Annotated in this window: 19 protein-coding genes and 2 pseudogenes; 5 read left to right on the top strand and 16 right to left on the bottom strand. The window is 71.5% G+C overall.

The features are described from left to right. Position 1: 1 nt before the first annotated feature. From EV190_RS04735 to iolC, 8 genes are all read right to left on the bottom strand, one after another. Complete coding sequence (locus tag EV190_RS04735; RefSeq protein WP_133740221.1) at positions 2 to 1,072, bottom strand: ABC transporter permease; 1,071 nt, start codon at positions 1,070 to 1,072, stop codon at positions 2 to 4. Positions 1,073 to 1,079: 7 nt separating this feature from the next. Beyond that, entirely contained in the window at positions 1,080 to 2,063 is a 984-nt protein-coding gene (locus EV190_RS04730) for a substrate-binding domain-containing protein (RefSeq protein ID WP_133740220.1), read from the bottom strand. A gap of 121 nt (positions 2,064 to 2,184) precedes the next feature. Beyond that, positions 2,185 to 3,096, bottom strand: coding sequence for a TIM barrel protein (locus EV190_RS04725; RefSeq protein ID WP_133740219.1), 912 nt, complete (start codon positions 3,094 to 3,096; stop codon positions 2,185 to 2,187). A gap of 29 nt (positions 3,097 to 3,125) precedes the next feature. Beyond that, positions 3,126 to 4,622, bottom strand: coding sequence for a CoA-acylating methylmalonate-semialdehyde dehydrogenase (locus EV190_RS04720; RefSeq protein WP_133740218.1), 1,497 nt, complete (start codon positions 4,620 to 4,622; stop codon positions 3,126 to 3,128). Positions 4,623 to 4,643: 21 nt separating this feature from the next. Next, positions 4,644 to 6,524 carry a 3D-(3,5/4)-trihydroxycyclohexane-1,2-dione acylhydrolase (decyclizing) gene (iolD, locus tag EV190_RS04715; protein ID WP_133740217.1) on the bottom strand — a complete coding sequence of 627 codons (1,881 nt, stop codon included), beginning with the start codon at positions 6,522 to 6,524 and terminating at the stop codon, positions 4,644 to 4,646. A 5-nt stretch (positions 6,525 to 6,529) separates the two neighbouring features. Next, the gene (gene iolB / locus EV190_RS04710) at positions 6,530 to 7,417 is read right to left on the bottom strand and encodes a 5-deoxy-glucuronate isomerase (protein ID WP_133740216.1); all 888 of its coding nucleotides are present in this window, start codon (positions 7,415 to 7,417) and stop codon (positions 6,530 to 6,532) included. After that, on the bottom strand, positions 7,414 to 8,289 hold the full coding sequence (locus tag EV190_RS04705) for a Cgl0159 family (beta/alpha)8-fold protein (RefSeq protein WP_133740215.1): 876 nt from the start codon (positions 8,287 to 8,289) through the stop codon (positions 7,414 to 7,416). Before EV190_RS04705 ends, iolB begins: the two co-directional genes overlap by 4 nt. Then, the gene (gene iolC / locus EV190_RS04700) at positions 8,279 to 9,259 is read right to left on the bottom strand and encodes a 5-dehydro-2-deoxygluconokinase (RefSeq protein WP_243742354.1); all 981 of its coding nucleotides are present in this window, start codon (positions 9,257 to 9,259) and stop codon (positions 8,279 to 8,281) included. The genes EV190_RS04705 and iolC overlap by 11 nt, the downstream gene beginning before the upstream one ends. Positions 9,260 to 9,450: 191 nt before the next feature. On the opposite strand from iolC, the gene EV190_RS04695 reads away from it, so the two are divergent. Further along, positions 9,451 to 10,515: a LacI family DNA-binding transcriptional regulator gene (locus EV190_RS04695; protein WP_243742353.1), complete on the top strand. Its 1,065-nt coding sequence runs from the start codon at positions 9,451 to 9,453 to the stop codon at positions 10,513 to 10,515. A 61-nt stretch (positions 10,516 to 10,576) separates the two neighbouring features. Here EV190_RS04695 and EV190_RS04690 read toward each other — a convergent pair whose 3' ends face one another. After that, positions 10,577 to 11,587, bottom strand: a complete 1,011-nt coding sequence (locus tag EV190_RS04690) for a Gfo/Idh/MocA family protein (RefSeq protein ID WP_133740214.1) — start codon at positions 11,585 to 11,587, stop codon at positions 10,577 to 10,579. A gap of 189 nt (positions 11,588 to 11,776) precedes the next feature. On the opposite strand from EV190_RS04690, the gene EV190_RS04685 reads away from it, so the two are divergent. After that, positions 11,777 to 12,517 (top strand): GntR family transcriptional regulator, encoded by a 741-nt coding sequence (locus EV190_RS04685; protein ID WP_133740213.1) that lies wholly within the window; start codon positions 11,777 to 11,779, stop codon positions 12,515 to 12,517. An 18-nt stretch (positions 12,518 to 12,535) separates the two neighbouring features. Here the strand turns inward: EV190_RS04685 and EV190_RS23875 are convergent, their stop codons facing one another. The 3 genes from EV190_RS23875 to EV190_RS04670 are packed head-to-tail and all read right to left on the bottom strand — an operon-like array spanning position 12,536 to position 15,502. Further along, entirely contained in the window at positions 12,536 to 13,984 is a 1,449-nt protein-coding gene (locus tag EV190_RS23875) for an ASCH domain-containing protein (protein ID WP_243742352.1), read from the bottom strand. Between the two features lie 4 nt (positions 13,985 to 13,988). Continuing rightward, complete coding sequence (locus tag EV190_RS04675; protein WP_133740212.1) at positions 13,989 to 14,591, bottom strand: AAA family ATPase; 603 nt, start codon at positions 14,589 to 14,591, stop codon at positions 13,989 to 13,991. Beyond that, positions 14,588 to 15,502 (bottom strand): hypothetical protein, encoded by a 915-nt coding sequence (locus EV190_RS04670; protein WP_133740211.1) that lies wholly within the window; start codon positions 15,500 to 15,502, stop codon positions 14,588 to 14,590. Before EV190_RS04670 ends, EV190_RS04675 begins: the two co-directional genes overlap by 4 nt. 201 nt (positions 15,503 to 15,703) lie before the next feature. Between EV190_RS04670 and EV190_RS04665 the strand changes: the two are divergent. The 3 genes and pseudogenes from EV190_RS04665 to EV190_RS04655 all read left to right on the top strand — a co-directional run. Continuing rightward, positions 15,704 to 15,943, top strand: a pseudogene (locus EV190_RS04665) (UTRA domain-containing protein); the annotation flags it as partial. A 528-nt stretch (positions 15,944 to 16,471) separates the two neighbouring features. Next, complete coding sequence (locus tag EV190_RS04660) at positions 16,472 to 16,966, top strand: hypothetical protein (protein ID WP_133740210.1); 495 nt, start codon at positions 16,472 to 16,474, stop codon at positions 16,964 to 16,966. A gap of 13 nt (positions 16,967 to 16,979) precedes the next feature. Next, a pseudogene (locus EV190_RS04655) lies at positions 16,980 to 17,129 on the top strand (DUF397 domain-containing protein); the annotation flags it as partial. 458 nt (positions 17,130 to 17,587) lie between these two features. On the opposite strand, the gene EV190_RS04650 reads toward EV190_RS04655, so the two are convergent. From EV190_RS04650 to EV190_RS04635, 4 genes are all read right to left on the bottom strand, one after another. Next, positions 17,588 to 19,759, bottom strand: coding sequence for an alpha-galactosidase (locus EV190_RS04650; protein WP_133740208.1), 2,172 nt, complete (start codon positions 19,757 to 19,759; stop codon positions 17,588 to 17,590). Between the two features lie 37 nt (positions 19,760 to 19,796). Then, positions 19,797 to 20,726, bottom strand: a complete 930-nt coding sequence (locus tag EV190_RS04645) for a carbohydrate ABC transporter permease (RefSeq protein ID WP_133740456.1) — start codon at positions 20,724 to 20,726, stop codon at positions 19,797 to 19,799. Between the two features lie 5 nt (positions 20,727 to 20,731). Continuing rightward, positions 20,732 to 21,679: a carbohydrate ABC transporter permease gene (locus tag EV190_RS04640; protein ID WP_133740207.1), complete on the bottom strand. Its 948-nt coding sequence runs from the start codon at positions 21,677 to 21,679 to the stop codon at positions 20,732 to 20,734. 64 nt (positions 21,680 to 21,743) lie between these two features. Continuing rightward, the gene (locus EV190_RS04635) at positions 21,744 to 23,060 is read right to left on the bottom strand and encodes an ABC transporter substrate-binding protein (RefSeq protein WP_208113042.1); all 1,317 of its coding nucleotides are present in this window, start codon (positions 23,058 to 23,060) and stop codon (positions 21,744 to 21,746) included. Positions 23,061 to 23,319: the final 259 nt, after the last annotated feature.

Genomic DNA, 23,319 nt, shown 5'->3' with positions numbered 1-23,319 from the left:
CTCACCTCTTGCTCGTCTGGTTGCGGACCCACATGTTGATCACGACGGCGAGCAGCAGCATCGCCCCGACGAAGAACATGATCCAGTTGTTGTCCCAGCCTGCGTAGACGATTCCCTGCCTGGTCATGCCGTAGATGAACGCGCCGATCACCGCCCCGACGACTGTGCCGTAGCCGCCGGTGAGCAGGCAGCCGCCGACCACCGCCGCCATGATGTAGAGGAGCTCGTTGCCCACGCCCTCCCCCGACTGCTGGACGCCGTTCGCCGCCGTCAGCAGGTGCATGCCGCTGAACCAGGCGAAGAACCCGACCGTCATGAACAGGCCGATCTTGACCCGCTTCACGGGAACGCCCACGGCTCGGGCGCTCTCGGCGTTCCCCCCGACGGCGTAGATCCAGTTCCCGACCCGGGTGCGCATCAGCACCCAGGTGGCCAGGGCGGCGAACAGCAGCCACCACAGCACGGTGATCCGCACGTCGACGCCCCCGACGGGGATGCTGGAGGCGAACACCGCCCGGGCCGAGGCGAAGCCGTCCATGTCGGACACGTTGTCGGTGGACACGCTGCCGGTCACCAGCTTGGTGACCGCGATGTTGAGCCCTTGCAGCATCAGGAACGTGGACAGCGTGACCAGGAAGCTCGGCAGGTTGGTGCGCACCAGGATCCAGCCGTTGAGGAAGCCGATCCCCAGGGCGAGCGCCAGCGCGAGCGCGGCGCCCGCCCAGATGTTGAGCGAGAACTGGTAGCTGAACATCGCGGTCGCCAGCGCCGAGGTGACCACCGCGACACCGGCGGACAGGTCGAACTCCCCGCCGATCATCAGCAGCGCCACGGCCACGGCCATGATGCCGATGGTCGAGCTCGCGTACAGCACCGTGGAGAACGACGCGGCCTGCCGGAACGGCTCGGCCACCGCGAAGAACACGGCGAACACGACGACGGCGCCGATCAGCGAGCCGACCTCGGGCCGCGCGAGGAACCTCCGCAGCGGCGAGCGCCGTCCGACCCTTTCCCGCTTCTCCGAGCCGCCCTGGCCGGGGCCGGGCGTCCGCATGGTGAGTGTCTGGCTCATCGGGGGATCACCGGGTCCCGTTCTCCGCGTACGCGGCCACGGAGTCGATGTTGTCCTGGTCGATGAAGTTCGGCCCGGTGAGCACCGGCTCGGAGCCGCCGCCGGAGACGTTTCCGTTGGTGCCGTACAGCCAGAGTCCGTCGACGGCGAGGTAGCCCTGCAGGTACGGCTGCTGGTCCACCGCCCACTCGACGAGGCCGTCCTCGATGGCGCCGACCAGGTCGGCGTTGGTGTCGAAGGTGGCGACGCTCGCGTCGCTCCCGGCGTCGTCGACCGCGTCCAGCGCGGTCATCGCGAACGGCGCCCCGAGCGTGACGACGTAGTCGACGTCCGCGTCCTCCTGGAGCTTGGCGGTGATGCCGGACCTGACCTCGGGCATGTTGGCGCCGTCGACGTAGAGCGTCTCGGACTCGCCCTCGAACGCCTCGCCGAGCGAGTCGCAGCGGGTCTCCAGGGCGACGTGGCCCTGCTCCTGGATGACGCACAGCGCCTTCTCCGCGCCGACCTCGTCCAGCCGCTCGCCGAACGCCTCGCCCGCGAGCGTCTCGTCGGTGCCGAAGTACTCGATGAGGCCCGCGTCCTGCCAGTGGTCGATGCCGGCGTTGAAGCCCACGACGGGGATGCCCGCGGCGGCGGCGTTGTCGATCGCCCCCTGCAGCGCGTCGGGCTTGGCCAGGGTGATGGCGATGCCGTCGACCCCCTTGTCGACCGCCGCCTGGATCAGGGTGGCCTGCCGGGCGGCCTCGGGGTCGGAGAAGTACTCCAGGGTGACGCCGCTCTTGGCGGCCGCGTCCTCGGCGCCGGCGCGCACGAGGTCCCAGAAGGTGTCGCCGGGCGCCTCGTGGGTGATCATCGCGATGGTCAGCTCCGGGGTGTCGGCCCCGGTGGCGGTCTCCTCCTGCCGGCCGCCGCTGGAGCTGCAGGCGGACGCGGCGAGGACGAGGCCCGCCGCTCCGGCGAGGAGGACGGGGAGTCTGCGGTTTCGGTTCATTGCGGGAACCTCTCAAAGGTGGTGCGGGGAGACGGCGGGATGGTTCTTCTGAACCGCGGTACGGTACCGGGCCCGCTCCCCCGGGGTGTCCGGGGGGTGCGGCTCGGCGCGGGGGGCGGGGTCACGCCTTCTGGTGGCGGGCGCCCAGGCCGCAGCTGTTGAGGTATTCGCGGGTGCGCGCCGCGATGGGCAGCGGGACCTCGGGCGCGCACGGGTAGAGGTCCTGCTCGACGATCACGAAGACCCGGGCGTCGACCTCGTTCAGCGCGTCGATGACCGCCGCGGGGGCCGGTTCGCCTGCGGGCGGCTCCACGCACACGCCGCGCTTGACGGCCTCGCCGAAGGACAGCTTCTCCTCGGCGACCTGGCGGAGCACCCCCGGGTCCATCTGCTTGATGTGCACGTAGCCGACCCGCTCGGAGTAGCGGCGGATCAGGTCCACGGCGTCGCCGCCCCCGTAGGCGACGTGCCCGGTGTCCAGGCACAGCGACACGTACTCGGGGTCGGTGCCGTCCAGGAACCGCTCGATCTCCGGCTGGGTCTGGACGTGGCTGTCGGCGTGGGAGTGCAGGCAGAGCCGGATGTCGTAGTCGTTCAGCAGGATCTTGCCGAGCTCGTCGGCGCCGCGGTGCAGCGAGGCCCAGCCGTCGGCGTCGAGCGTGGGCGGCTCGGTGAACGCGCCGGTCTTCTCGTCCCGGTACATCGGCGGGATGAAGACCAGGTGGCGCGCGCCCACGGCGGCGGTCAGCCCGGCGACCCTGCGGACCACGGCGAGCGTGTCGTCCCAGGCGTCGGGGCGGTGCAGGGCTCCGAACACGGTGCCGCCGGACACCTTCAGGCCCCGCCTGCCGACCTCGTCGGCGAGCCGGTCGGGGTCGGTGGGCAGGTAGCCGTAGGGGCCCAGCTCCAGCCATTCGTATCCGGCCTCGGCGAGCTCGTCCAGGAACCGGTTCCACGGCGTCTGGTGCTCGTCCTCGGGGAACCACACGCCCCAGGAGTCGGGGGCCGATCCCAGGACCAGTCTGTCCGTCATGGCGTCGTCCTTTGTCTGTGAGGGGCGGGTCAGCCGTGGGTGGGGAAGTTGAAGGCCGCGCCGGCCGGGCGGTCCACGTGCGGCCAGCGGCTGGTGACGACCTTGGCGCGGGTGTAGAAGCCGACGCCTTCGGGGCCGTGGATGTGGGTGTCGCCGAACAGCGAGTCCTTCCAGCCGCCGAAGGAGTAGTGCGACATCGGCACCGGGATCGGCACGTTCACGCCGACCATGCCGACCCTGACCCCGCGCTGGAAGCGGCGGGCGGCCTCGCCGTCCGCGGTGAAGATCGCGGTGCCGTTGCCGTACGGGTTGGCGTTGATCAGCTCGATGGCCTCGTCCAGGTCGGCGGCGCGCACGACGACCAGCAGCGGGCCGAACACCTCGTCGCGGTAGACGTCCATCTCCGGCGTGACGTGGTCCAGCAGGGACGGTCCGACGAAGAAGCCCTTCTCGTGCCCGGCCACCCGCAGGTCCCGGCCGTCGACCACGACCGCGGCGCCCTGTTCGGCGCCCGAGGCGACGTAGCCCGCGACGCGGTCGCGCGCCTGGGCGGTGATGACCGGGCCCATCTCGTTGGCCGCGTCCTGGCCGGGGCCCACCCTGACCGCCTTGGCGCGGTCCGCCAGCGCCGCCACCAGGGCGTCGGCGGCGTCGCCGACGGCCACGGCCGCGGAGAGGGCCATGCAGCGCTGCCCGGCGGAGCCGTAGGCGGCGGCGGTGAGGTGGTCGGCGGCGGACTCCAGGTCGGCGTCGGGCAGCACCACGGCGTGGTTCTTGGCCCCGCCGAGCGCCTGGACGCGCTTGCCCGACGCGGTGGCCCGCTCGTGCACGTGCCGGGCGACCGGCGTGGACCCGACGAACGACACCGCCTCGACGCCCGGGTGGTCCAGGAGGGCGTCGACCGCGCCCCTGTCGCCGTGCACGACGTTGAAGACGCCGTCGGGCAGGCCGGCCTCGGCGTAGAGGCGGGCGATGATGTTCGAGGCCGACGGGTCGCGCTCGCTCGGCTTGAGGACGAACGTGTTGCCGCAGGCGATCGCGATCGGGTGCATCCACAGGGGCACCATGACCGGGAAGTTGAACGGCGTGATCCCGGCGACCACGCCCAGGGGCCGGCGGAAGGAGAAGGTGTCGACGCCGGTGGAGACCTGGTCGGAGTAGCCGCCCTTGAGCGCGCTGATGATCCCGCAGGCGTACTCGACGACCTCGCGGCCGCGCACGATCTCGCCGCGCGCGTCGTCGACGACCTTGCCGTGCTCGGCCGCGACGACGCGGGCCAGCTCGTCCTCGTGCTCGGTGAGCAGTTCGCGCATCCGGAACATGACGCGGGTGCGCCGGGTGAGCGAGGACTCGCCCCAGGTCTCGAACGCCTCCGCGGCCGCGGCGACGGCGGCGTCGACGTCAGCGGACTCGGCCAGCAGCACCCGCGCCTGCTCCTCCCCCGTGGCGGGGTTCCACACCGGGGCGGTGCGGGTGGAGCCGGCCGCGGTGGCGGACCCGTTGATCCAGTGCTGGATGGTGTTCAATTTCTTCCTCCGTAGGGAGTGTCACAGGTAGTGTCGCTGGGTCCGCTTGGCGTCGGTGTAGGCGGCGTGGGCCCGGCGCGTGCTCTCCAGGTCCGAGACCTCGCTCACCGGCACGTCCCACCAGCCCTGCGAGGGCGGGTTGGGGCCGTACAGGTCGGTCTCGACGTGCACGACGGTGGTGGTGTCGGCGGCCTTGGCGCGTTCGACGGCCTCGCGGAACTCCTCGACCCCCTCGGCGCGGATGACCCGGGCGCCGAGGCTGGCGGCGTTGGCGGCCAGGTCGACGGGCAGCACGCCGCCGTCGAGCAGCCCGCTCTCGGTGTCGCGGTAGCGGTAGGCGGTGCCGAAGCGCTGCGATCCCAGGGAGTCCGACAGCGAGCCGATCGAGGCGAAGCCGTGGTTCTGCACCACGACGATGATCACCTTGATCCCCTCGGAGACCATGGTCGCGATCTCCTGCGCCATCATCAGGTAGGACCCGTCGCCGACCAGGACCACCACCTCGCGGCTCGGGTCGGCCATCTTGACGCCGGTGCCGCTGGCGATCTCGTAGCCCATGCAGGAGTAGGCGTACTCCACGTGGTAGGCCTTGGGGTCGCTGGCTCGCCACAGCATCTGCAGGTCGCCGGGCATGCTCCCGGCGGCGTTGATCACCACGTCGCGCGGGTCGAGGGTCTCGTTGAGGGCGCCCAGGACGGCCGTCTGGGCGGGCAGCGGCCCGTGCTCGACGCGGTAGCACGCGTCGGTGACGCGCGCCCACTCCTCGGCCAGCCCCCGGGCGCGCCGCCGGTGTCCGGCGTCGGCCCGCCATCCGGCCAGTTCCGCGCCCAGCGCCTCCAGTCCGGCGCGGGCGTCGGCGACCAGCTGGACGGCCGAGTGCTTGGCCGCGTCCAGGCGGGCGACGTTGAGGTTGACGAACCGGACGTCGGGGTCGCCGAAGACCGTGTGGCTCGCGGTGGTGAAGTCGCTGTAGCGGGTGCCGATGCCGAGCACCACGTCGGCCTCGCGGGCCAGCGTGTTGGCGGCGCCGGTCCCGGTGGAGCCGAGTCCGCCGACCGCGCACGGGTGGTCCCAGGCCAGCGCGCCCTTGCCCGCGTGGGTGTCGGCCACCGGGACACCGGTGGCGTCGGCGAACGCGCGCAGCTCCGCCATCGCCCCGGAGTACACGACCCCGCCCCCGGCGACGATCAGCGGCCGCCGCGCGCCGCGCAGCGCCTCGGCCGCGCGGGCCACGGCCGCCGGGTCGGGCTGGGGGCGGTCGACGTGCCAGACGCGCCTGCGGAAGAACCCGGCCGGCCAGTCGTGGGCCTCGGCCTGCACGTCCTGGGGCAGGCACAGGGTGACCGCGCCGGTCTCGACCGGGTCGGTGAGCACCCGCATCGCGGCCAGGGCGGCCGGGACGAGCTGCTCGGGGCGGGTGACGCGGTCCCAGTACTTGGACACCGGGCGGAACGCGTCGTTGACGCTGACGTCCCCGGCGCGGGCGTCCTCCAGCTGCTGGAGCACGGGGTCGGGGGCGCGGGTGGCGAACATGTCGCTGGGAAGCAGCAGCACCGGGATGCGGTTGGTGGTGGCCAGCGCCGCGCCGGTGACCATGTTGGTGGAGCCCGGGCCGGTGGAGGCGGTGCAGGCGAACGTCTGGAGCCGGTCGCGCATCTTGGCGAAGCCGACCGAGGCGTGCACCATGCCCTGCTCGTTGCGGGCCAGGTGGTAGGGCAGGTCGGCGTCGCCGGTGGTGGCGGCCTGCAACAGCGCCTGGCCGATCCCGGCGACGTTGCCGTGGCCGAAGATGCCCCACACCGCGGGAATCAGCCGCTGCTCGACGCCGTCGCGCTCGGAGTACTGCGCCGCCAGGAAGCGCACCAGCGCCTGGGCGGTCGTCAGCCGGACGGTCTCGGTCACCGCGTTCACCTTTTCCTTCCGTCAGCCGTGCACAGCGGGAGGCGGGGGTCGACGTCCTGGTCGGCCCACGTCCGGCGGATCCAGCCGTGGGCGGGGTCGTCGCGGATGAGCCAGGCGCGCTCGGCGCCGGGGCCCGCCATGACGTTCAGGTAGTAGAGGTCGTATCCGGGCGCGGCCATGGACGGGCCGTGCCAGCCGTGCGGGATGAGCACCACGTCCCCGCCCCGCACCTCCGCCATGACGTCGGCCGGCCGGTCGGGGGTGCCGTAGACCCGCTGGTAGGCGACTCCGGGGCCCTCCGGCCCGGGGGCGATCTCGAAGTAGTAGACCTCCTCCAGCGCGCACTCGGTCGCGGTGGCCTCGTCGTGCTTGTGCGGCGGGTAGGAGGACCAGTTCGCGCCGGGCGTCAGGACCTCGCAGGCGATCAGCCGGTCCGCGTCGAACGTCTGGGGGGTGCAGAAGTTGTTCACCTGGCGGCTGCACTGCCCGGCGCCGCGCAGCTCGACCGGGACGTCCTCGGCCGGGCCGTAGCGGGCGGCCAGCCGCCGCTCGCAGCGGGCCGACGGCAGCGCGAACCGGCCGCCCGAGGCGCTGCGCACGGTGGCGCGGGCGTCGCGCGGCAGGTACGCGAAGTCGGTGACGCGGGAGAACACGTCGTCGCGGCCCCGGAGTTCGAAGACCTCGCCGTCGCAGGCGACGGCGCAGCCGCCCGCCAGGGGCAGCACCAGGGTCTCGGCGTCGCCGGTGTCGATCTCGACGGCCCCGCCCGGGGCGAGTTCGAGGACCTTCAGCCCGGAGTAGTCCCAGCCCGCGGACTCGGGGGTGACCACGGTCGGGTACGGCCCGGTGGCGGTGCTCCCGGCGGGCAGGTGGTGGGTTCGCGTCTCGGTCACAGCAGCCCCGCAGCGGTGTCGACGGCGCCGACGACGTCGTCGTCGGCCGGGTAGAGCAGGGAGCGGCCCACGGCGAGCCCCTTGACCCCGGGGAGCCTGAGCGCCTCGCCCCAGCGGGTGTACGCGGCGTCGGGGTCGCCCGTCAGCTCGCCGCCGAGCAGCAGGGTCGGCAGCGTGGTGGCGGCCGTGACGCGCTCCATCTCGTCCACCACCGGCACCTTGAGCCAGGTGTAGGCGGAGGCGCGGCCGAGCCCCGAGGCGATGGCGACGGACGTGACCACGGAGTCGGGTGAGAGGTCGTTGCGCACCGCCCCGTCGACCCGGCGCGCGACGAAGGGCTCGACCATGGCCATGACCCTGGCGTCGTTGAGCTCGTTGACGGCGCGGGCGCAGCTCTCCAGGGCCGGCGCGGTGCGCGCGTCGTCGTAGTCGACGCGCAGCAGCATCTTGCCGCCGTCGAAGCCCATCCTGGTGATGGTCTCGGCGTCGTAGCCGGTGAACCGGTCGTCGATCTCCCAGGACGCTCCCGTGAGCCCGCCCCGGTTCATCGAGCCGAAGACGTTCTTGCCGTCCAGGACGCCCAGGAGCAGCAGGTCGTCCAGGATGTCGGCGGTGCCCAGGACGCCGGTGACCCCCGGTCTGGCCAGCGCGGCGCACAGCCGGTCCAGCAGGTCGGCCCGGTCGGCCATGGCCATCGGCCGGTCGCCCGCGCGCAGCGCCCCCCGGGCGGTGTGGTCGGCCGCGACGATCATCGCCTTCCCGGTCGGGCCGACCAGGGAGGTGGCGCGCACCCGGCGCGCGGCCGCCTCGGCGATCGCGCCGGGGTTGTGCACGCGCGTCTCGACGATGTCGCGCAGTCGGTCAGCCAGCATCGCGCTCTCCACTCATCACGGTCTCGACCTCGTCCGATGTCGGCATCGCGTCCGAGCACGACAGGCGGGAGGCCACGATGGCGCCCGCCGCGTTGGCGAACCGCATGACGCGTCCGGTGTCCCAGCCCGAGAGCAGGCCGTGGCACAGGGCGCCCCCGAAGGCGTCGCCCGCGCCGAGCCCGTTGACGACCTCGACCGGGACCGGCGGCACCTCGACCGCCCCGGTGCCGTCGACGGCGAGCACGCCCTCGGGCCCCTGCTTGACGATCGCGAGGTCGACTCCGAGGTCCCGGGCCGCCGCAGCGGCCTCGTACGGGTCCGACGTGCCGACGGCGGTCAGCCACTCGTCGAGGTTGCCCGCCGCGACGGTCGCGTAGGGCAGCGCCTCGCGGACCCGGCGGCGGGCCTCCTCGCGGGACTCCCAGAACACCGGCCGGTAGTCCAGGTCGATGACGGTGATGCCGCCGTCGCGCGCCTTGAGGGCGTCCAGGGTGGCCGAGCGGCTCGGCTCCTGGCACAGGCCGGTGACGGTCACCCAGAACACGCGGGCCTCGCGGACGGCGTCCAGGTCCAGTTCGGAGCCGTGGACCTCCAGGTCGGGGGCCTTGGGCAGGCGGCCGTAGAAGTACAGGGGGAAGTCGTCGGGCGGGAGGATCTCGCAGAACGTCACCGGGGTGGGCAGGCCGGGCACGGCGGAGACGAACCGGTCGTCCACGCCGAAGCCCTCCAGCGCCCGGTGCACGAACCGGCCGAAGGGGTCGTCCCCGGTGCGGGTGATCAGCGCGGTCCTGCGGCCGTGGCGGGCCGCGGCCACCGCGACGTTGGTCGCGCTGCCCCCGAGGAACTTTCCGAAGGACCGCACCCGATCCAGACCGACACCGACCTGCTCGGGGTAGATGTCGACGCCCACGCGGCCCATGGTGACGACCTCGAAGGGGCCGTCGGCGCGTCGGCGGTCACTGGCTTCCACTCGAACCTCCTTTGGTTGGCTGCGCACCGGCGGCGGTCGTCCGGCGCGGTTTCCTGATGCGGTCACCTTGGCCCCTGGAGCGCTCTAGTAGAGCGCTCCAGTTCCAGCTATGGTGAGCTGAGTCACAAGTAAGTGTCAAGCCTCGGCCCCGTTCCCACGGAGGGGCGGGGAAACGAGAGAGGGAGGTGAGCGTGCCCAGTCCGGATCCCGGCCCGGGCCGCGACGCGGACCCGCGTCGCGGCAGGCGCCCGACCATGGAGGACGTCGCGGCGCGCGTGGGGGTCTCGCGCGCGCTGGTGTCGCTGGTGTTCCGCGACGCCCCCGGCGCCAGCCCCCGCACCCGGGAGAGGGTGCTTCGCGCGGCCGAGGAGCTCGGCTACCGTCCCGACAGCGCGGCACGGGTCCTGGCCAGCAGCCGCAGCCGGGTGCTGGGGGTCGTGCTCACCGTGCACAACCCCTTCCACGCCGACCTGGTCGAGGCGGTCTACCCCGAGGCCGAACGGCTCGGGTACGACATCCTGCTCTCGGCGCAGGCGCCGACGCGGCACGTGCGCGCGGCGGTCGAGGCGCTGCTCGGGCACCGCTGCGAGGCGCTCCTCCTGCTCGGCCCGGACACCGACCCGGCGTTCCTTCGCGAGACGGCGCGCCGGGCGCCGGTGGTCTCGGTCGGCCGCCGGTTCCCCGGCGCCGACGTGGAGACCGTGCACACCGCCGAGGCCAAGGGGGTCCGCCTGGCGGTGCGCCACCTCGCCGGCCTGGGGCACCGCCGGATCACCCACATCGACGGCGGGACCGGGGCCGGGTCCGCGGAGCGGCGGCGCGGCTACCGCGACGCCATGCGCGGACTCGGCCTGGGCGACTTCGTCCGGGTGCTGCGCGGCGACCACACCGAGGAGTCCGGCGCCGCGGCCGCCCGGCTGCTGCTCGCCGAGGAGCGGCTGCCGACCGCCGTGCTGGCCGGGAACGACCGGTGCGCGCTGGGCCTCCTCGACGTGCTCTCGCGGGCGGGGGTCCGGGTGCCCGAGGACGTCTCCGTGGTCGGCTTCGACGACATCCCGGTCGCCCGCCTCTCCCACGTCGACCTGACCACGGTGCGCCAGGACGTCCCCGGGATGGCCGCCGCCGCCGTGGCCACGGCGGTGAACCGGCTGGAGGACCGGTCTTCCGCCCTCCGGGAGACCGTGCTCGCCCCGGAGCTGGTGGTCCGCGGCACCACGGCCGCGCCCCGGGAGGGCGCCCGGGAACCGGGGCGTTGAAGGCGTCTTCGGGGTGGTGGTCATCGGGCTCCTCCTCTCAGTGGTTCGTTCGGCGGGGTTCTCACGGGCGGGGGCGGACCTCGGCGACCCGGACCGGGCGCCCCTCGCGCGCCGAGCGGTCGGCGGCGTCCGCCACGAGCACGGCCTCCAGCGCGTCGGCCACGGTGCACGGGCTCGTCCCGTCGCCGGCGACCATGCGGACGAAGGCGTCGATCTCCGCCTCGTAGGCGGGGGTGAACCGGGACCAGAACTCCTGCCACGGCCGCTCGCGCGGGAAGTCGACGCCGGACTCGGCCGAGACCACCGGGGTCCGCTCGTCGAGGCCGACGGCGATGGTCCCCGCCGAGCCGGCCAGCTCCATGCGCACGTCGTAGCCCCCGCCGTTGTAGCGGGACCCCTGGAGGGTGGCCAGGGTCCCGTCGTCCATGCGCAGCACCGCCGCGGTGTTGTCGACGTCGCCGGCCTCGGCGAAGTAGGCGGCCCCCCGGTTGGCGCCGTAGGCGTACACCTCCTCGACCTCGCGGCCGGTGACCCAGCGCAGAATGTCGAAGTCGTGCACGTGGCAGTCGCGGAAGATGCCGCCGGACGTCGGGACGTACCCGGGGGGCGGGGGCGCGGCGTCGGCGGTGACGGCGTGCACCCGGTGCAGCGTGCCGATCTCGCCGTCGCGCAGCGCCCGCCGGGCCCGCCGGTAGCCCTCGTCGAAGCGGCGCATGAAGCCGATGTGCACGGGGACGTCGTGCTTGGCGACCTCGCGCAGCACCTCGACGGTCTCGGGGACGTCCGGCGCGACCGGCTTCTCGCAGAACACCGGGACGCCCGCGCGCACCCCGGCGAGGATCAGGCCGGGGTGGGCGGCGGTCGCCGCGGTGATGACGAGGCCGTCCACGGCCCCCGGGGCGAACAGCGTCTCGACGTTATCGACGGCGTGCGCGCCCACGCCCGCGGCGACCGCCCGGGCGCGGGCGCCGTCGGCGTCGGCCACCACCAGCTCGGTGACCTCGGGCCGGGCCGCGATGGCGGCGGCGTGGGACGCGCCGATCCTGCCCGCGCCGACGAGACCGATCCGCATGGCTCTCCCCCTTCGTGTTTGACCTGGGTCTCACTCGCCTGTTCCGTGGGTCACAGGCTCGAAGACGTTTGTACGCCTCCCCGAAACTTCCTGTCAACAGTTTGTCTAGACATATTCACGTCGTAATATGCCGTCAACAGCAAGAGCCCCGTAGACTGAAGGGAAACCGTCCGACCAGAACGGAGACGTGTGACCGAGTCACCGCTGTCGATCACCCTCGACCGGAGCAGTCCTGTCCCGCTGTACTTCCAGGTCGCGCAGGAGCTGGAGCGGCGCATCCAGGCCGGCGAGCTCCCGGCCGGGACGCGGCTGGAGAACGAGATCCTGCTCGCCGACCGGCTCGGCCTGTCGCGTCCCACGCTGCGCCGCGCGATCGAGTACCTCGTCGACCGGGGGATGCTGGTCCGCAGGCGCGGGGTGGGCACCCAGGTCGTGACCCCCCGCGTGCGCCGCCCGGTCGAGCTGTCCAGCCTCTACGACGACCTGGCGCACGCCGGGCAGCGCCCGCGCACCGAGGTGCTGCGCCTCGCCGTGGAACCCGCGCCGGACGCCGTCGCCGCGGCACTGGAGGTCCCCCCGGGCACCGAGGTGTACCTCCTGGAACGGCTGCGCTACGCGGGCGAGGAGCCGCTGGCGCTGATGCACAACCACCTGCCGCTGGGCCTGGTGGGGCTGTCGGAGGCGTCGCTCACCGAGAACGGGCTGTACACGCTGCTGCGCGCCGCGGGGGTGAACCTGAAGATCGCCTCGCAGAGCATCGGCGCGCGCGGCGCGACGGCCGCCGAGGCCCGCGCCCTGGGCGAGGCCCGCGGCGCGCCGCTTCTCACCATGGACCGCACCGTCTACGACGACATCGGCCGCGTGGTCGAAGCGGGCTCCCACGTCTACCGCGCGTCCCGCTACACCTTCGAACTGACCCTGACCAGCTAACGTCCGCGCCGTTCCCCGCTACAAACCGACGAGTTCGATCCCGATCGCGACCACCCCCAGGGCTTCGCGCTCGGGCGGGTAGATCTCCCGGATGTTGCGAAGCTGGTCTTCGCGGGACGCGGTCGGGTTGACCGACGATACCGGCTCGTGCTCGAACATCTCGTCGAAGTCGGCGTACCGGGCGATCCTGGTGATCCGGGTGAGTACCTCCTCGTCACGGCACTTGAAGCGGAGAAGGTCGCCTTCCTTCAACCGCTTGCGCGACGAGTCGTCGACCCTGATCTCGGTCGTCTTCTCGCCCGAGGCGATCAGGTCGAAGTACCGCTTGTAGATACCCATCTCGTGCGCGCGGGGACGCTGCGCAAGGTCAGCGGGTCGGTTGGTCATGATTCGGCCCAGTTCCTTGACGGTGAAGCTTCGGAAGAAGTGCTTCGGATCGGTGAGCAGTTCGCCGACAAGCCACAACAGCGCGTCGACGTAGTGATCGGTGTCCCTCGGCCATTGGGTGGTGTCGATCATCCACGGTTCGACGTCGGTCGGCAATGCGTCCTTACCACGGTCGCGCAACAACGACTTGGACAGCTTCGCGCCCGTGGGCGCGAGTACCTGGGGTGTGAAGATCCGGATCGGCATGCGCGTCCCAGGAGCGTCCAGTGCGCCGAGGGCACCGTCGACGAGTTGACATCCGAACGCCCAGTCACCGCCTTTGAGCATCACGTACAGCGTGTCGTTGCCACGCATGAGCAAGCGCTCTTTGACCAGGTTCCGATACAGGGTGGCCAAGTCGACGTAGGTCCTGTTCTCGGGATCGACGTCGATCTCATAAGGACCGTGGTCGAGACAGACCGCAGCGAAACGGGCTCCGTCTTCGTCCAGGTGCACGAGCTTTGTCCGGTCGGCGCGCTTCTCCGCCCAGCCGCATTGGGGGCAGGGCACCCGGACGTGCACGACCCCGTGTGAAGGCGCCAACCACCATCGGATCTCGTCGAGGCGCTCAAGAGTGCGGAGGAACTCGGCGCGAAACGCCGGGCTCGACTGCTGGTCGGTGTAGGTCTCCAGCGCGTAATCCGTCGCCGTCGCTTCCGACAGGGAGTCGAAGAACGCCCGGTAATAGGTGTCGATCAGTTCATCGACGCCGGCCTTGCCCAGGGCGTGAAAGTACGTGGCCTGGTAGGCGTGGTGGGTCTCGGGGTCGAGGATCACCTCGTACGGCGCGTTGTCCAGGGCACCGAAGCGTACCGAGGTCTCGACCGGAAACTCGCGTCGGGCGATTTTCGCAAGTAGGAATGCCGTCGTCTGAACCAGGTTCGTCCCCAGATGCGGGGCGCCGTTGATCTGTGTACCGACAACGAACTCGATTCGCCGGGGGCGCATGGCGTGTACGCGGGGGCGCAGCATGTCGATGGACCGGAGTAGGGCATTCGCCAGGACCGAGTTGGGCGAGATCAGCAGGGGGGAAGCCGACACTATGTCACCTCTGGGGCTTGGGTATGCGCACGTTCGTGAGGATGTAGTCGAGCCGGTACTCGGCCGACTCGGCGGGAACAAAGGTCGGTTCGTACCCGGCGTCGTAATAGCCCTGCACGATCAGCTCGTGAACGCGCCTGATCTCGCGTTCCTTCGCCCACACGATGTCATCGGGATCCTCGAAGGTGTCGAGGGGGTCGAGCACGAACACAGTGTCATACCGGTAGACCCGGTTCGCCTTTTCGAGTTGGATGGTCGGCGCCAGACCGAAGAAGCGTTCCCAGCCGTAAGAGTCCGGAATTCCGCGGTTGTAGAACCGAAACCCGTGTTTGTGCCCCTCGAACTCGGCGATGAACGCTTCGAGAACCTCGGCGGCGTACTCTCGCCGGTCTTCGGTACGAAGGTGTCGGCCGAGACGCTGCCGATGCTTGCGGTAGATCTCGCGTCCGGGTTCGGTCTCCATACACGGGATGCCGTGTCGGATCAGCTCGGCTATGACGTCGTCCTTGCCAGCCGAGGGGCCACCAGTGATGACAAACCGCCGCGGCGGCTGGTTCTGGGCGGCTTCGATCGCTGCGGCGAGCCGATCGTTCTGGGAAGTGGTCATGCTGTCGTGTCCTTGTCAGTGGTGATGCGCCGATCGAGCCACGGGGCCGCCCAGGCGTTACCGAGAGCAACCTCTGCGCGCATGGCGATAACGAAGCCGTCGCGGTCGCGATGGGTTCGGCCGGCGTGGGTGAGCTTGTCGACGGCGTCGGTACCTAGAGATGGCGTCCATCCGGCGAGCGCGACCAGGTCGTCCGGAGAAGCGTCGGCGAGCGCGCCGAACCCCCCGGACGGGTAGGCGTCGAGGTAGTCGTCGACATCGGCTCGGAGAACGCCATACCGCCATGCCGAAGTGACGGCCTGCCGGATGACCTCTTGCCGGTCGGCACCCATAGCGGCCATACGGTCGAGGGTCAGCAACTCGGCGCGAAGGGCGTAGAGCGAAGCCCACACGCGCGAGAGCTGCGTCTCGTGTTCGGCGAGTTCCCAGGCGAATACATCAGCCGGAAGGGTCGGCATGTTCTTCGGGGCAAGGGTGAGTCGGGGCGCGGCGGCTGGCACCGCGCGGAACTGTTCGGAGTCCTGCCACAACATCCACGCGAGCCGCTCGACGAGTCGAGGTTCGACGCGCTTTCGGAAGTGGTCGACATCGTGCCCGCAGGCCTTCGCGGCGGCTTCTCGACGCTGGGTGAGCGTGGTCCCGGCTTTCCCTGGAGAAAGGCCGAACAAGGCTCGCACTGCCTCGGCGTAACGCGCGTCGTCGAAGCGCAGCAGCAGCGTACGGAGGACCGCGTTCAGTGCCGCGACACGGGATGCGGTGTCGGCAGGGTCGACCGCGCGCACCAGGACGGCCCGCAGCGACAACAGGGAGGGGTCAGCCTTCCCCGTGGCCACGGGTAGGCCCTTACGGAGCAACGACGCCAACGACGAGCGCAAGAACTCGTCGTCGAGGTTGGGGGGTTCATGGGGCATGCGACCAGTGAAACATGATGCCCAGAAAATGCCCAGCGATTAAGCCCAGAAAATACCCAGTCTGCGATGACACAGCGGAACGGGGCACCGATCCGTGACCGGCGCCCTGTGGCAGGTCCCCTGAGATGCCCAGAGCCTCACAGGACCTGCCCGGCATGGCGCGCTTACCGGTCGTATGACTGGCGCAGTGACCCGATGCGCGCCTCGATCGGGCTGTACACGCTGCTGCGCGCCGCGGGGGTGAACCTGAAGATCGCCTCGCAGAGCATCGGCGCGCGCGGCGCGACGGCCGCCGAGGCCCGCGCCCTGGGCGAGGCCCGCGGCGCGCCGCTTCTCACCATGGACCGCACCGTCTACGACGACATCGGCCGCGTGGTCGAAGCGGGCTCCCACGTCTACCGCGCGTCCCGCTACACCTTCGAACTGACCCTGACCAGCTAACGTCCGCGCCATTCCCCTCGCCGATCTTGACCTTTCCGGGGTCTCGAAAGCGGTCGAGACCCCGGAAACGTCAAGATCGGCGAGAGAAACGGCACGTTCTTCCGGAGGACCGGTTCGCACCCATTCCGCACCGCCCAGATCGTCTCGCCAGAGGCGGACGTCTTCCGGTTCGGTGGCGGGACAGGAACCGCTCTGCGGTTGTCTCCTCCTGGCATCAGTGGTTCCGTCTCTCGGTACGGGAACGTGGACCGCGGAACCGGCCTGGTCTCCCGGCGGGACTTCGGCGGTGATCAGGTGCCGCGACGCCTTTCGCGGCCCCGCCAGCCGATCGGGGGCGATAGGGGTGAGACCACCGTCGCGTCGACCACGACACCGCTTCCACCCGCGAATTGTTCACCCGGTCGGCCCCGATGGCTCCAGGAATCCGTCGTGCCGGAGGCCCGTGCCCACGTTCGGCCACTCGACCAAGCCCTCATCCTTCAGTTAATACAATTAATCAATATCGATGTCCGGGTTCCGGAGGTTCCCATGTCCCCCGAAGACGGCGAGCTGATCACTCTGAAGGAGTGGGCCCAGCAGTGCGGCTACAGCTACGACTACGTCATGCACTCGATGCGCCGCCACTACCCCGACTTCCCCGAGCCCGAGCGGCGCCGCAAGGGGGATGCCGGAAAAGGGGGAGGGACGGGAAACAACCTGTACGACCCGGCCAAGCTCGAAAGGTTCAAGCCCCGCGGCCCCGCCCCGGTCGAGCTGCCCGACGAGGACCTGGGCAAGCAGGTCACCCTCGGCGGGTTCGCCGCGCTGCTCGGCGTTAACACGGGAACGATCAACAAGATCAAGGACCACCGCCCCGACACCCTGCCCGACACCGTCGACGGGCAGCGCTGGTACCCCCGCGCGAGGTACCACGTCCGCGACCTCCTGCTGATGTGGAACAGCCGCCCCGGCAAGGGAAGCGGGTCGGACCGCCGCCGCCCCGCCCTGCCTTGGCAGAACCGGCAGAACCCCGACCCCCACTAGGCACAAGAGCACCTACAGTGCCGCGTCCGGTAGCTGCGTGGAGGTCGCCGAAGGCGAGATTGTCCTCGTGCGCGACACCCAGAACCGTGAGCTGGGGCACATCGAGTACTCGCCCGCCGCTTGGGCGTCGTTCCTGTGTGACCTCAAGGATGGCGGCTTCTAGGAAAGCTCCGACGCGGGGGGTTTCGGGCTCTGTCGGAGCAGGGTCCGCTCGGGACCTGTGACGGCGGGCAGCGACGGCGAGTGAGGGTCGAGGCCGAGCCCATCATGTCCGTTGCGTGAGGGTCTCGTTGCCGGCCTTGGGCTTTCTGCCCGTTTCGGGGCCGGAAAGGGCGGAAAGCCCAAGATCATTCCGAGCGAGGGCGGAACCGGCCCTCGAACCGCCGCGTCACGGACGTCCGGCGGGGACGCGCGAGCCCCGGCCCCATCCGCCGTCGCCGCCCGTTGTAACCAGGCCCCCGAGCGAACCCCGACCCGACAGAGCCCGAACACCCCCGCGCCGGAACCCCCTTATCACCCGCCGATCGTGACCTTTCCGGGGTCTCGACCGCTTCTGAACCCCCGGAAAGGTCACGATCGGCGAGGGGCACGACGCGGACCGGTTCCCCGGGGCGGCGCCGGTCACGTCCCCGCGTCGGTGAGGTGGAGCAGGACGCCGGCGCCCGGGTCCAGGACCGGCATCGCCAGGCCCGCCCGGCCCAGCACCGCTCCGCCGAGCACCGGCGGGGGGCCGTCGAACCAGGCCGGGGGCGCCTCGCCCCGGGCGCGCGGGGACAGCTCGTCGCGCACGCGGACCCGGTAGCGGCGGCGCGGGTCCAGGCCGGGCAGCCGGACCCGTCCCGGCTGGGCCTCGGGCGAGGTGTCGAGCCGCGCGTAGGCCAGCAGCGCCTCCGAGCCGTCGGCGGCGACCACGCCGTGCGTCCACGCGCCCGGGTCCGGGGAGTCCGCACGGACCACGTCGCCGCTGTGCAGCAGCCCCCTGACCTCCCGGTACAGGGCGCTCCACCGGGTCAGGACGGCGAGCTCCGCCTCCCCCGCCGAGGTGAGGTCCCACTCCAGCCCGGCGTGCCCGAACAGCGCGGTCAGGCAGCGGAACGCGAGGTCCCCGGTGCGGCCCGTGGTGTGCGCGACGGGCGGGCCGACATGGCTCCCCACCAGCTCGGGCGGCAGCAGCTGCTGGGTCCAGCGCTGGATCCGCTGCCGTTCGAGGGCGTCGTTGGTGTCGCTGGCCCACACCCGGTCGGCGCGCTCCAGCACGCCCAGGTCCACCCGCGCCCCGCCGCTGGAGCAGGACTCGACCTCCAGCCCCGGGTGGCGCTCGCGCAGCGCGTCGAGCACCGCGTAGACGCCGAGCGTCTGCGCGCGCACCCCCGCCGCGCCGGTCGGGGCGCGCACCGCCTCGTGCAGGTCCCGGTTGTGGTCCCACTTGAGGTAGTCCAGGCCGTACTCGGCGACCAGCGCGCCCAGGCGCTCCAGGAGATAGGCGCGGACCTCGGGGCGGCCCAGGTCGAGCGTGTGCTGGTGCCGCCAGGCGCGGGGGAGCCGGTCGGGGGCCGCCAGTAGCCAGTCCGGGTGCTCGCGGGCGAGGTCGGAGTCGAGGTTGACCATCTCGGGCTCCACCCAGAGCCCCACCCGCATGCCGAGCGCCCGGACGTGGTCGACCAGCGGGTGCAGCCCGTCGGGCCAGACCCCGGTGTCCACCACCCAGTCGCCGAGCCCGGCCCGGTCGTGGCGGCGGCCGGGGAACCAGCCGTCGTCCAGGACGAACCGCTCGACCCCGACGCGCGCCGCGACGTCGGCGAGGGCCCGCAGCCGGTCCGCGTCGTGGTCGAAGTACACCGCCTCCCAGGTGTTCAGGACGAGCGGGCGCGGGGACGCCGGATGTCCCGGACGGGACCGCAGCCACCGGTGGACGCGGTGCGCGGCGCCGTCCAGTCCCTGGTCGGACCAGGTCAGGACGGTCCAGGGCGTCCGGTACGACTCCCCCGGCCCCAACCGGACCTCGCCGGGCCGCAGCAGCTCGCCGCCGCCCAGGACCCCGGCGGCCTGGCCCGCGCCTTCGGCGAACCGCTCCGCGAGGTGGACGTGGTCGCCGCTCCACGCGACGTGCGCCCCCCACACCTCGCCGTGGCCGAACCCGAAGCCCGCCGTGCCCGCCGCGAGCAGCAGCGGCGCGTCGTGGCCGGTGCGGCCGCGCCGGGACTCGCGCAGCCGGGTGCCGTGGTGGAAGGGCTGTCGCTGCGGCGAGCGCTCCCGGCACCAGCGGCCGGTGAGGTCCAGGAGCTCGACGGCGTCGGCGGGCACCGGGAGCAGGACGTCGAGCCCGGCGAGGTCCAGCACGCCCTCCGCGTCGACGTCGCGGACCAGGGCGTGCCGCGCGCGCAGCAGGCCCGACGCCTCCAGGCGCAGGGTCGAGTCGACCGCGAGGCCGGCGGCCGGGTCCTCGCAGCGGATGGCGGCCTCCCGCGCGCCGTCCGCCGTCTCGCGGACCTCGGCCGCCGTCGTCGTCCAGCGGGGCAGGACGGCGCGGCCGCCGACGTGGGCCCGCAGGGCGGGGCGCCCGGACCACCCGTCCGCCTCGCCCGGCAGCAGGGACAGGGACCAGCGCTCGTCCAGGGCGCTGGACGGCACCGCGGGCGCGGCCGCCAGCCGCAGCCCGGCCAGGCCGTCGTCGTCCAGGGCGCCGAGGTCGGCGCCCCAGTGCAGGACGACGGGCGGGCCGTCGGCGGGCAGGTCGACGACGAGGCCGACACCGGCGGCCCTGAGCTGGACGGTCGTTGGACGTGCGGGCATGCGGCACTGCTCCTGTCCGGGTGCTGGCACGGGGGCGTCAGCCCTTGGTGGATCCCAGGGTGAGGCCGGAGACGAACTGCTTCTGCAGGACGAAGAAGACGACGAGCACCGGGAAGGCCACGATCACCGAGCCCGCCGACAGCAGGTTGTAGTCGACGAAGAACTGGCCCCGGAGGTTGTTCAGCGAGCTGGTGACCGGGAACTTGTCGCCCGACTGGAGCAGCACCGTCGCCCAGAAGAACTCGTTGTAGATCCAGGTGGTCTGCAGCACCGCGAGCGCCGCCAGGGCGGGGCGGCACAGCGGCAGGGTGAGCTGCCAGTACTGGCGCCAGACGCTCGCGCCGTCGAGCATCCCCGACTCGTAGATCTCGCGCGGCAGCGTCTTCATGTAGTTGCTCAGCACGAAGGTGCAGAAGCCGAGCTGGAAGGCGACGTTGACGAGGATGAGCCCCCAGTAGCTGCCGAGCATGGTGCCGCTGTCGCTGAGGAACTCCGGGAGCGGGATCATCCGGTAGGCCCGGAAGACCGGCACCAGCAGCGCCTGCGGGGGCAGCAGGTTCGCGGCGAGGAAGACGCCCAGCAGGGTCAGGTTGAACCAGTAATTGAACCGGGCCAGCACGAACGCCGTGCAGGAGGCCAGGAACAGCACCAGCAGCACCGCGGGCACGGTGATGACGAGCGAGTTGGCGAAGCTCTGCCCGAAGCCGCCGCGCTCCCACGCCTGGACGTAGTTGTCGAGCGTGAAGCCGCCGAAGGAGACGTAGCCGTTCTCCGCCGTGAAGGCGTAGTCACGGAAGGAGTTCAGCACCGCCCACGCGACCGGGAACAGCCACACCAGCGCGGTGGCGGCCAGGAACACGTGGAGCGCCACGCGCGCGGGGCGCGGCGTCCGGCGGGCGCGCGGGGCGGCCGGGCCGGCGGCGGGCTCCCGCGTCGGCGCCGGTGTCGGGGCCGGTGTCGGCGTCACGGTGCTCACCGCTTCTCCTCCTTGAACATGACTCTCAGGTAGACGGTGATGAACACGGAGGAGATCAGGAGCATGATCACCGCCATCGCGGAGCCGAACCCGATGCGGCTGGCCTCGCCGACCACGTTCTGCGTCAGCAGCGCGGCCATGATCTCCAGGCCGTTGGTCCCCCGGTTGACCACCCAGACCAGGTCGAACGCCCGCAGGGACTCGATGACGACGATGACGAGGACGATGACGTTGATCGGCCGCATCACCGGGAACACGACGCGGAAGAACGTCTGCGCCTGGTTCGCGCCGTCGACGGAGGCCGCCTCCCGCAGCGACCTGTCGACGCCCTTGAGCCCGGCGAGGTACAGCAGCATGACGTACCCGGTGTGGCGCCAGGCGGTGGCGACGAGCACCGCCCACAGGTTGATCTCCGGATCGCCGTACCAGTCGATCCGGGCCTCCCCTTCGAGGCCCAGCACCGCGTTGAGCAGGCCCTGGTCCCGCGAGTAGACGAGCTGCCAGATGAACCCGACCAGGGCCAGCGACAGCACGACGGGGAGGTACAGCGCCGTCTGGTAGAAGCGGGTGCCCCTGATCTCCTTGTCGAGCAGCACCGCGAGGAGCAGCCCCAGCGGCGTGGGCACGAGGAACAGGAAGGCCAGCCAGAGGAGGTTGTGCCGGATGGCGGGCCAGAAGGGCGGGTAGTTCGTGGTGAGGTTCTCGTAGTTCTCCAGGCCGATCCACTCGATGTCCTCGATCCCGCCGAAGCCGGACCAGGACGCGAAGGACAGCAGCACCGACGCGATCGCCGGGAACCACACCAGCAGCACGACGAAGAGCGCCGGGACCGCCACCATCGCGGTGACGACGGCGCGGTCGCGTCCGGTCAGGCGGTGCCCGCGGCGGCGCGGCGGTCTGCGCGCCGCCCGCCGCTCGGCCGGTTTGTCCTGCGTCACCGTCATGGGTGGGAGGGTCCTCTCCTGGGCTGCGGCCGCCGGTCCGCCCCCGCGGACCGGCGGGGGGCGGTCAGTCGACGAAGATGGACTGCTTCTGGCTCTCGATGCTCTCGACCAGGTCGTCGATGTCGTCGGGGTCGCTGATGAAGGCCTGCAGCGACGGGATGATCACGGTGGAGGCGAAGTCGGGCCGGGTGTCGCGGTCGAGGAACTGCGCGATGTGCTCGGCCTGGCCGACGAGTTCGGCGGACTTCTTCTGCAGTGCGGAGTAGCCGCTGGTGTCGGCGGTGTCGCTGGCGGAGATGAACGGCAGCCCGGTGGTCTCGGCGGCCGCGGCGGCCTCCGCGGAGGCCAGGAAGGCGAGGAACTCCCTGGCGGCCTCGGGGTTGTCGGGGTCGGCCGACATGCAGAAGCCGTCGATCGGGGCGTCGATCGCCGTCGCCCCGATGGCCGGGTCGATCTCGGGGAAGGTGAAGAGGTCCAGGTCGTCCTCGTCGTCGGGGAACTGCTCGTTGAGGAAGGTGCCCAGGACGTACAGCCCCGACTCGCGGCGCTGGAGCGTCTGGGCGGCCTCCTGCCAGGTGCGGCCCAGGGAGTCGGTCTGGTGGAAGGGCATCAGGTCGCGCCAGGTCTCGAAGACCGCCTTGACCTCGGGGCCGTTCCACGCCTCCTCGCCCGACATCAGGCGGATGTGGAAGTCGAACCCGTTGACGCGCATGTTGATCATGTCGAACGTGCCCATCGCGGGCCAGCCGTCCTTGTCGCCGAAGGCGAACGGCACCAGGCCGTCGTCCCGCATCCCCTCGCACAGGTCGACCAGCTGGTCGAGCGTGGTGGGCACGGTGTAGCCGTTCTCCTCGAACACCGACTTGCGGTAGAAGACGGCCCACGGGTAGTACTGCTGCGGCACGAAGTACTGCTTGCCGTCGTTGCCCGTCGACGCCTGCTTGAAGCTGTCGGGGACGCCCTCCAGCGGCCACACGTCGCTGACGTCCCCGATGAGGCCCTGCTCGGCGAAGAACCGCATCCGGTAGCCGGCGAACCACGTGAACACGTCGTCGGCGTTGCCCTGCAGGTAGGTGCTGATGTTCTCCTGGAAGGTGTTGTGGTCGACCGCGTTGAGGGCGACGTCGGTGCCCGACGCCTCGGTGAACGCGTCGGCCATCGCCTGGCGCTGCTCGGCGAACACGCTGCCGGTCTCGTTGGACCCGAAGGAGAGCGTGGTGGTGTCGCCCCCTCCGCTGCCGCCGCCGCAGGCGGTCAGCGAGGGCAGCGCGGTGACCGCCCCCGCGGCGAGCATGCCGCGCAGGACGGAGCGGCGCCCCAGGACGGGCATCCCGACGGCCGACGGGGAGGGCGACCGACTGTACTTCGGCTGACGGGTCATGCGCGTCGTCTCCTCAGCAGGCGAACGGTCGGCGGCTGCCGATCGATACCGAACATAAACCAACAGAAGTTCACAACAGTGGACTAGGCGCCGGAATGCTTGTCAAGACCTCGACGCGAAACCCGCTGGTCACGGTTGCGCAACGCGGACGACACCCCGAAGAACCCGCCGACTCCCCTCGACCCCATGTCCTCTTCGACGTTTCCCCAGGAAGCACAGGGATTGGATCACGGGGCCACGGGGAGGGGCGTCTCCGGTT

Source organism: Actinorugispora endophytica (assembly GCF_004363075.1).
GTDB lineage: Bacteria > Actinomycetota > Actinomycetes > Streptosporangiales > Streptosporangiaceae > Actinorugispora > Actinorugispora endophytica.
The sequence above is the reverse complement of the archived record's forward strand: the minus strand, read 5'-3'. Positions and strand labels throughout refer to the sequence as shown.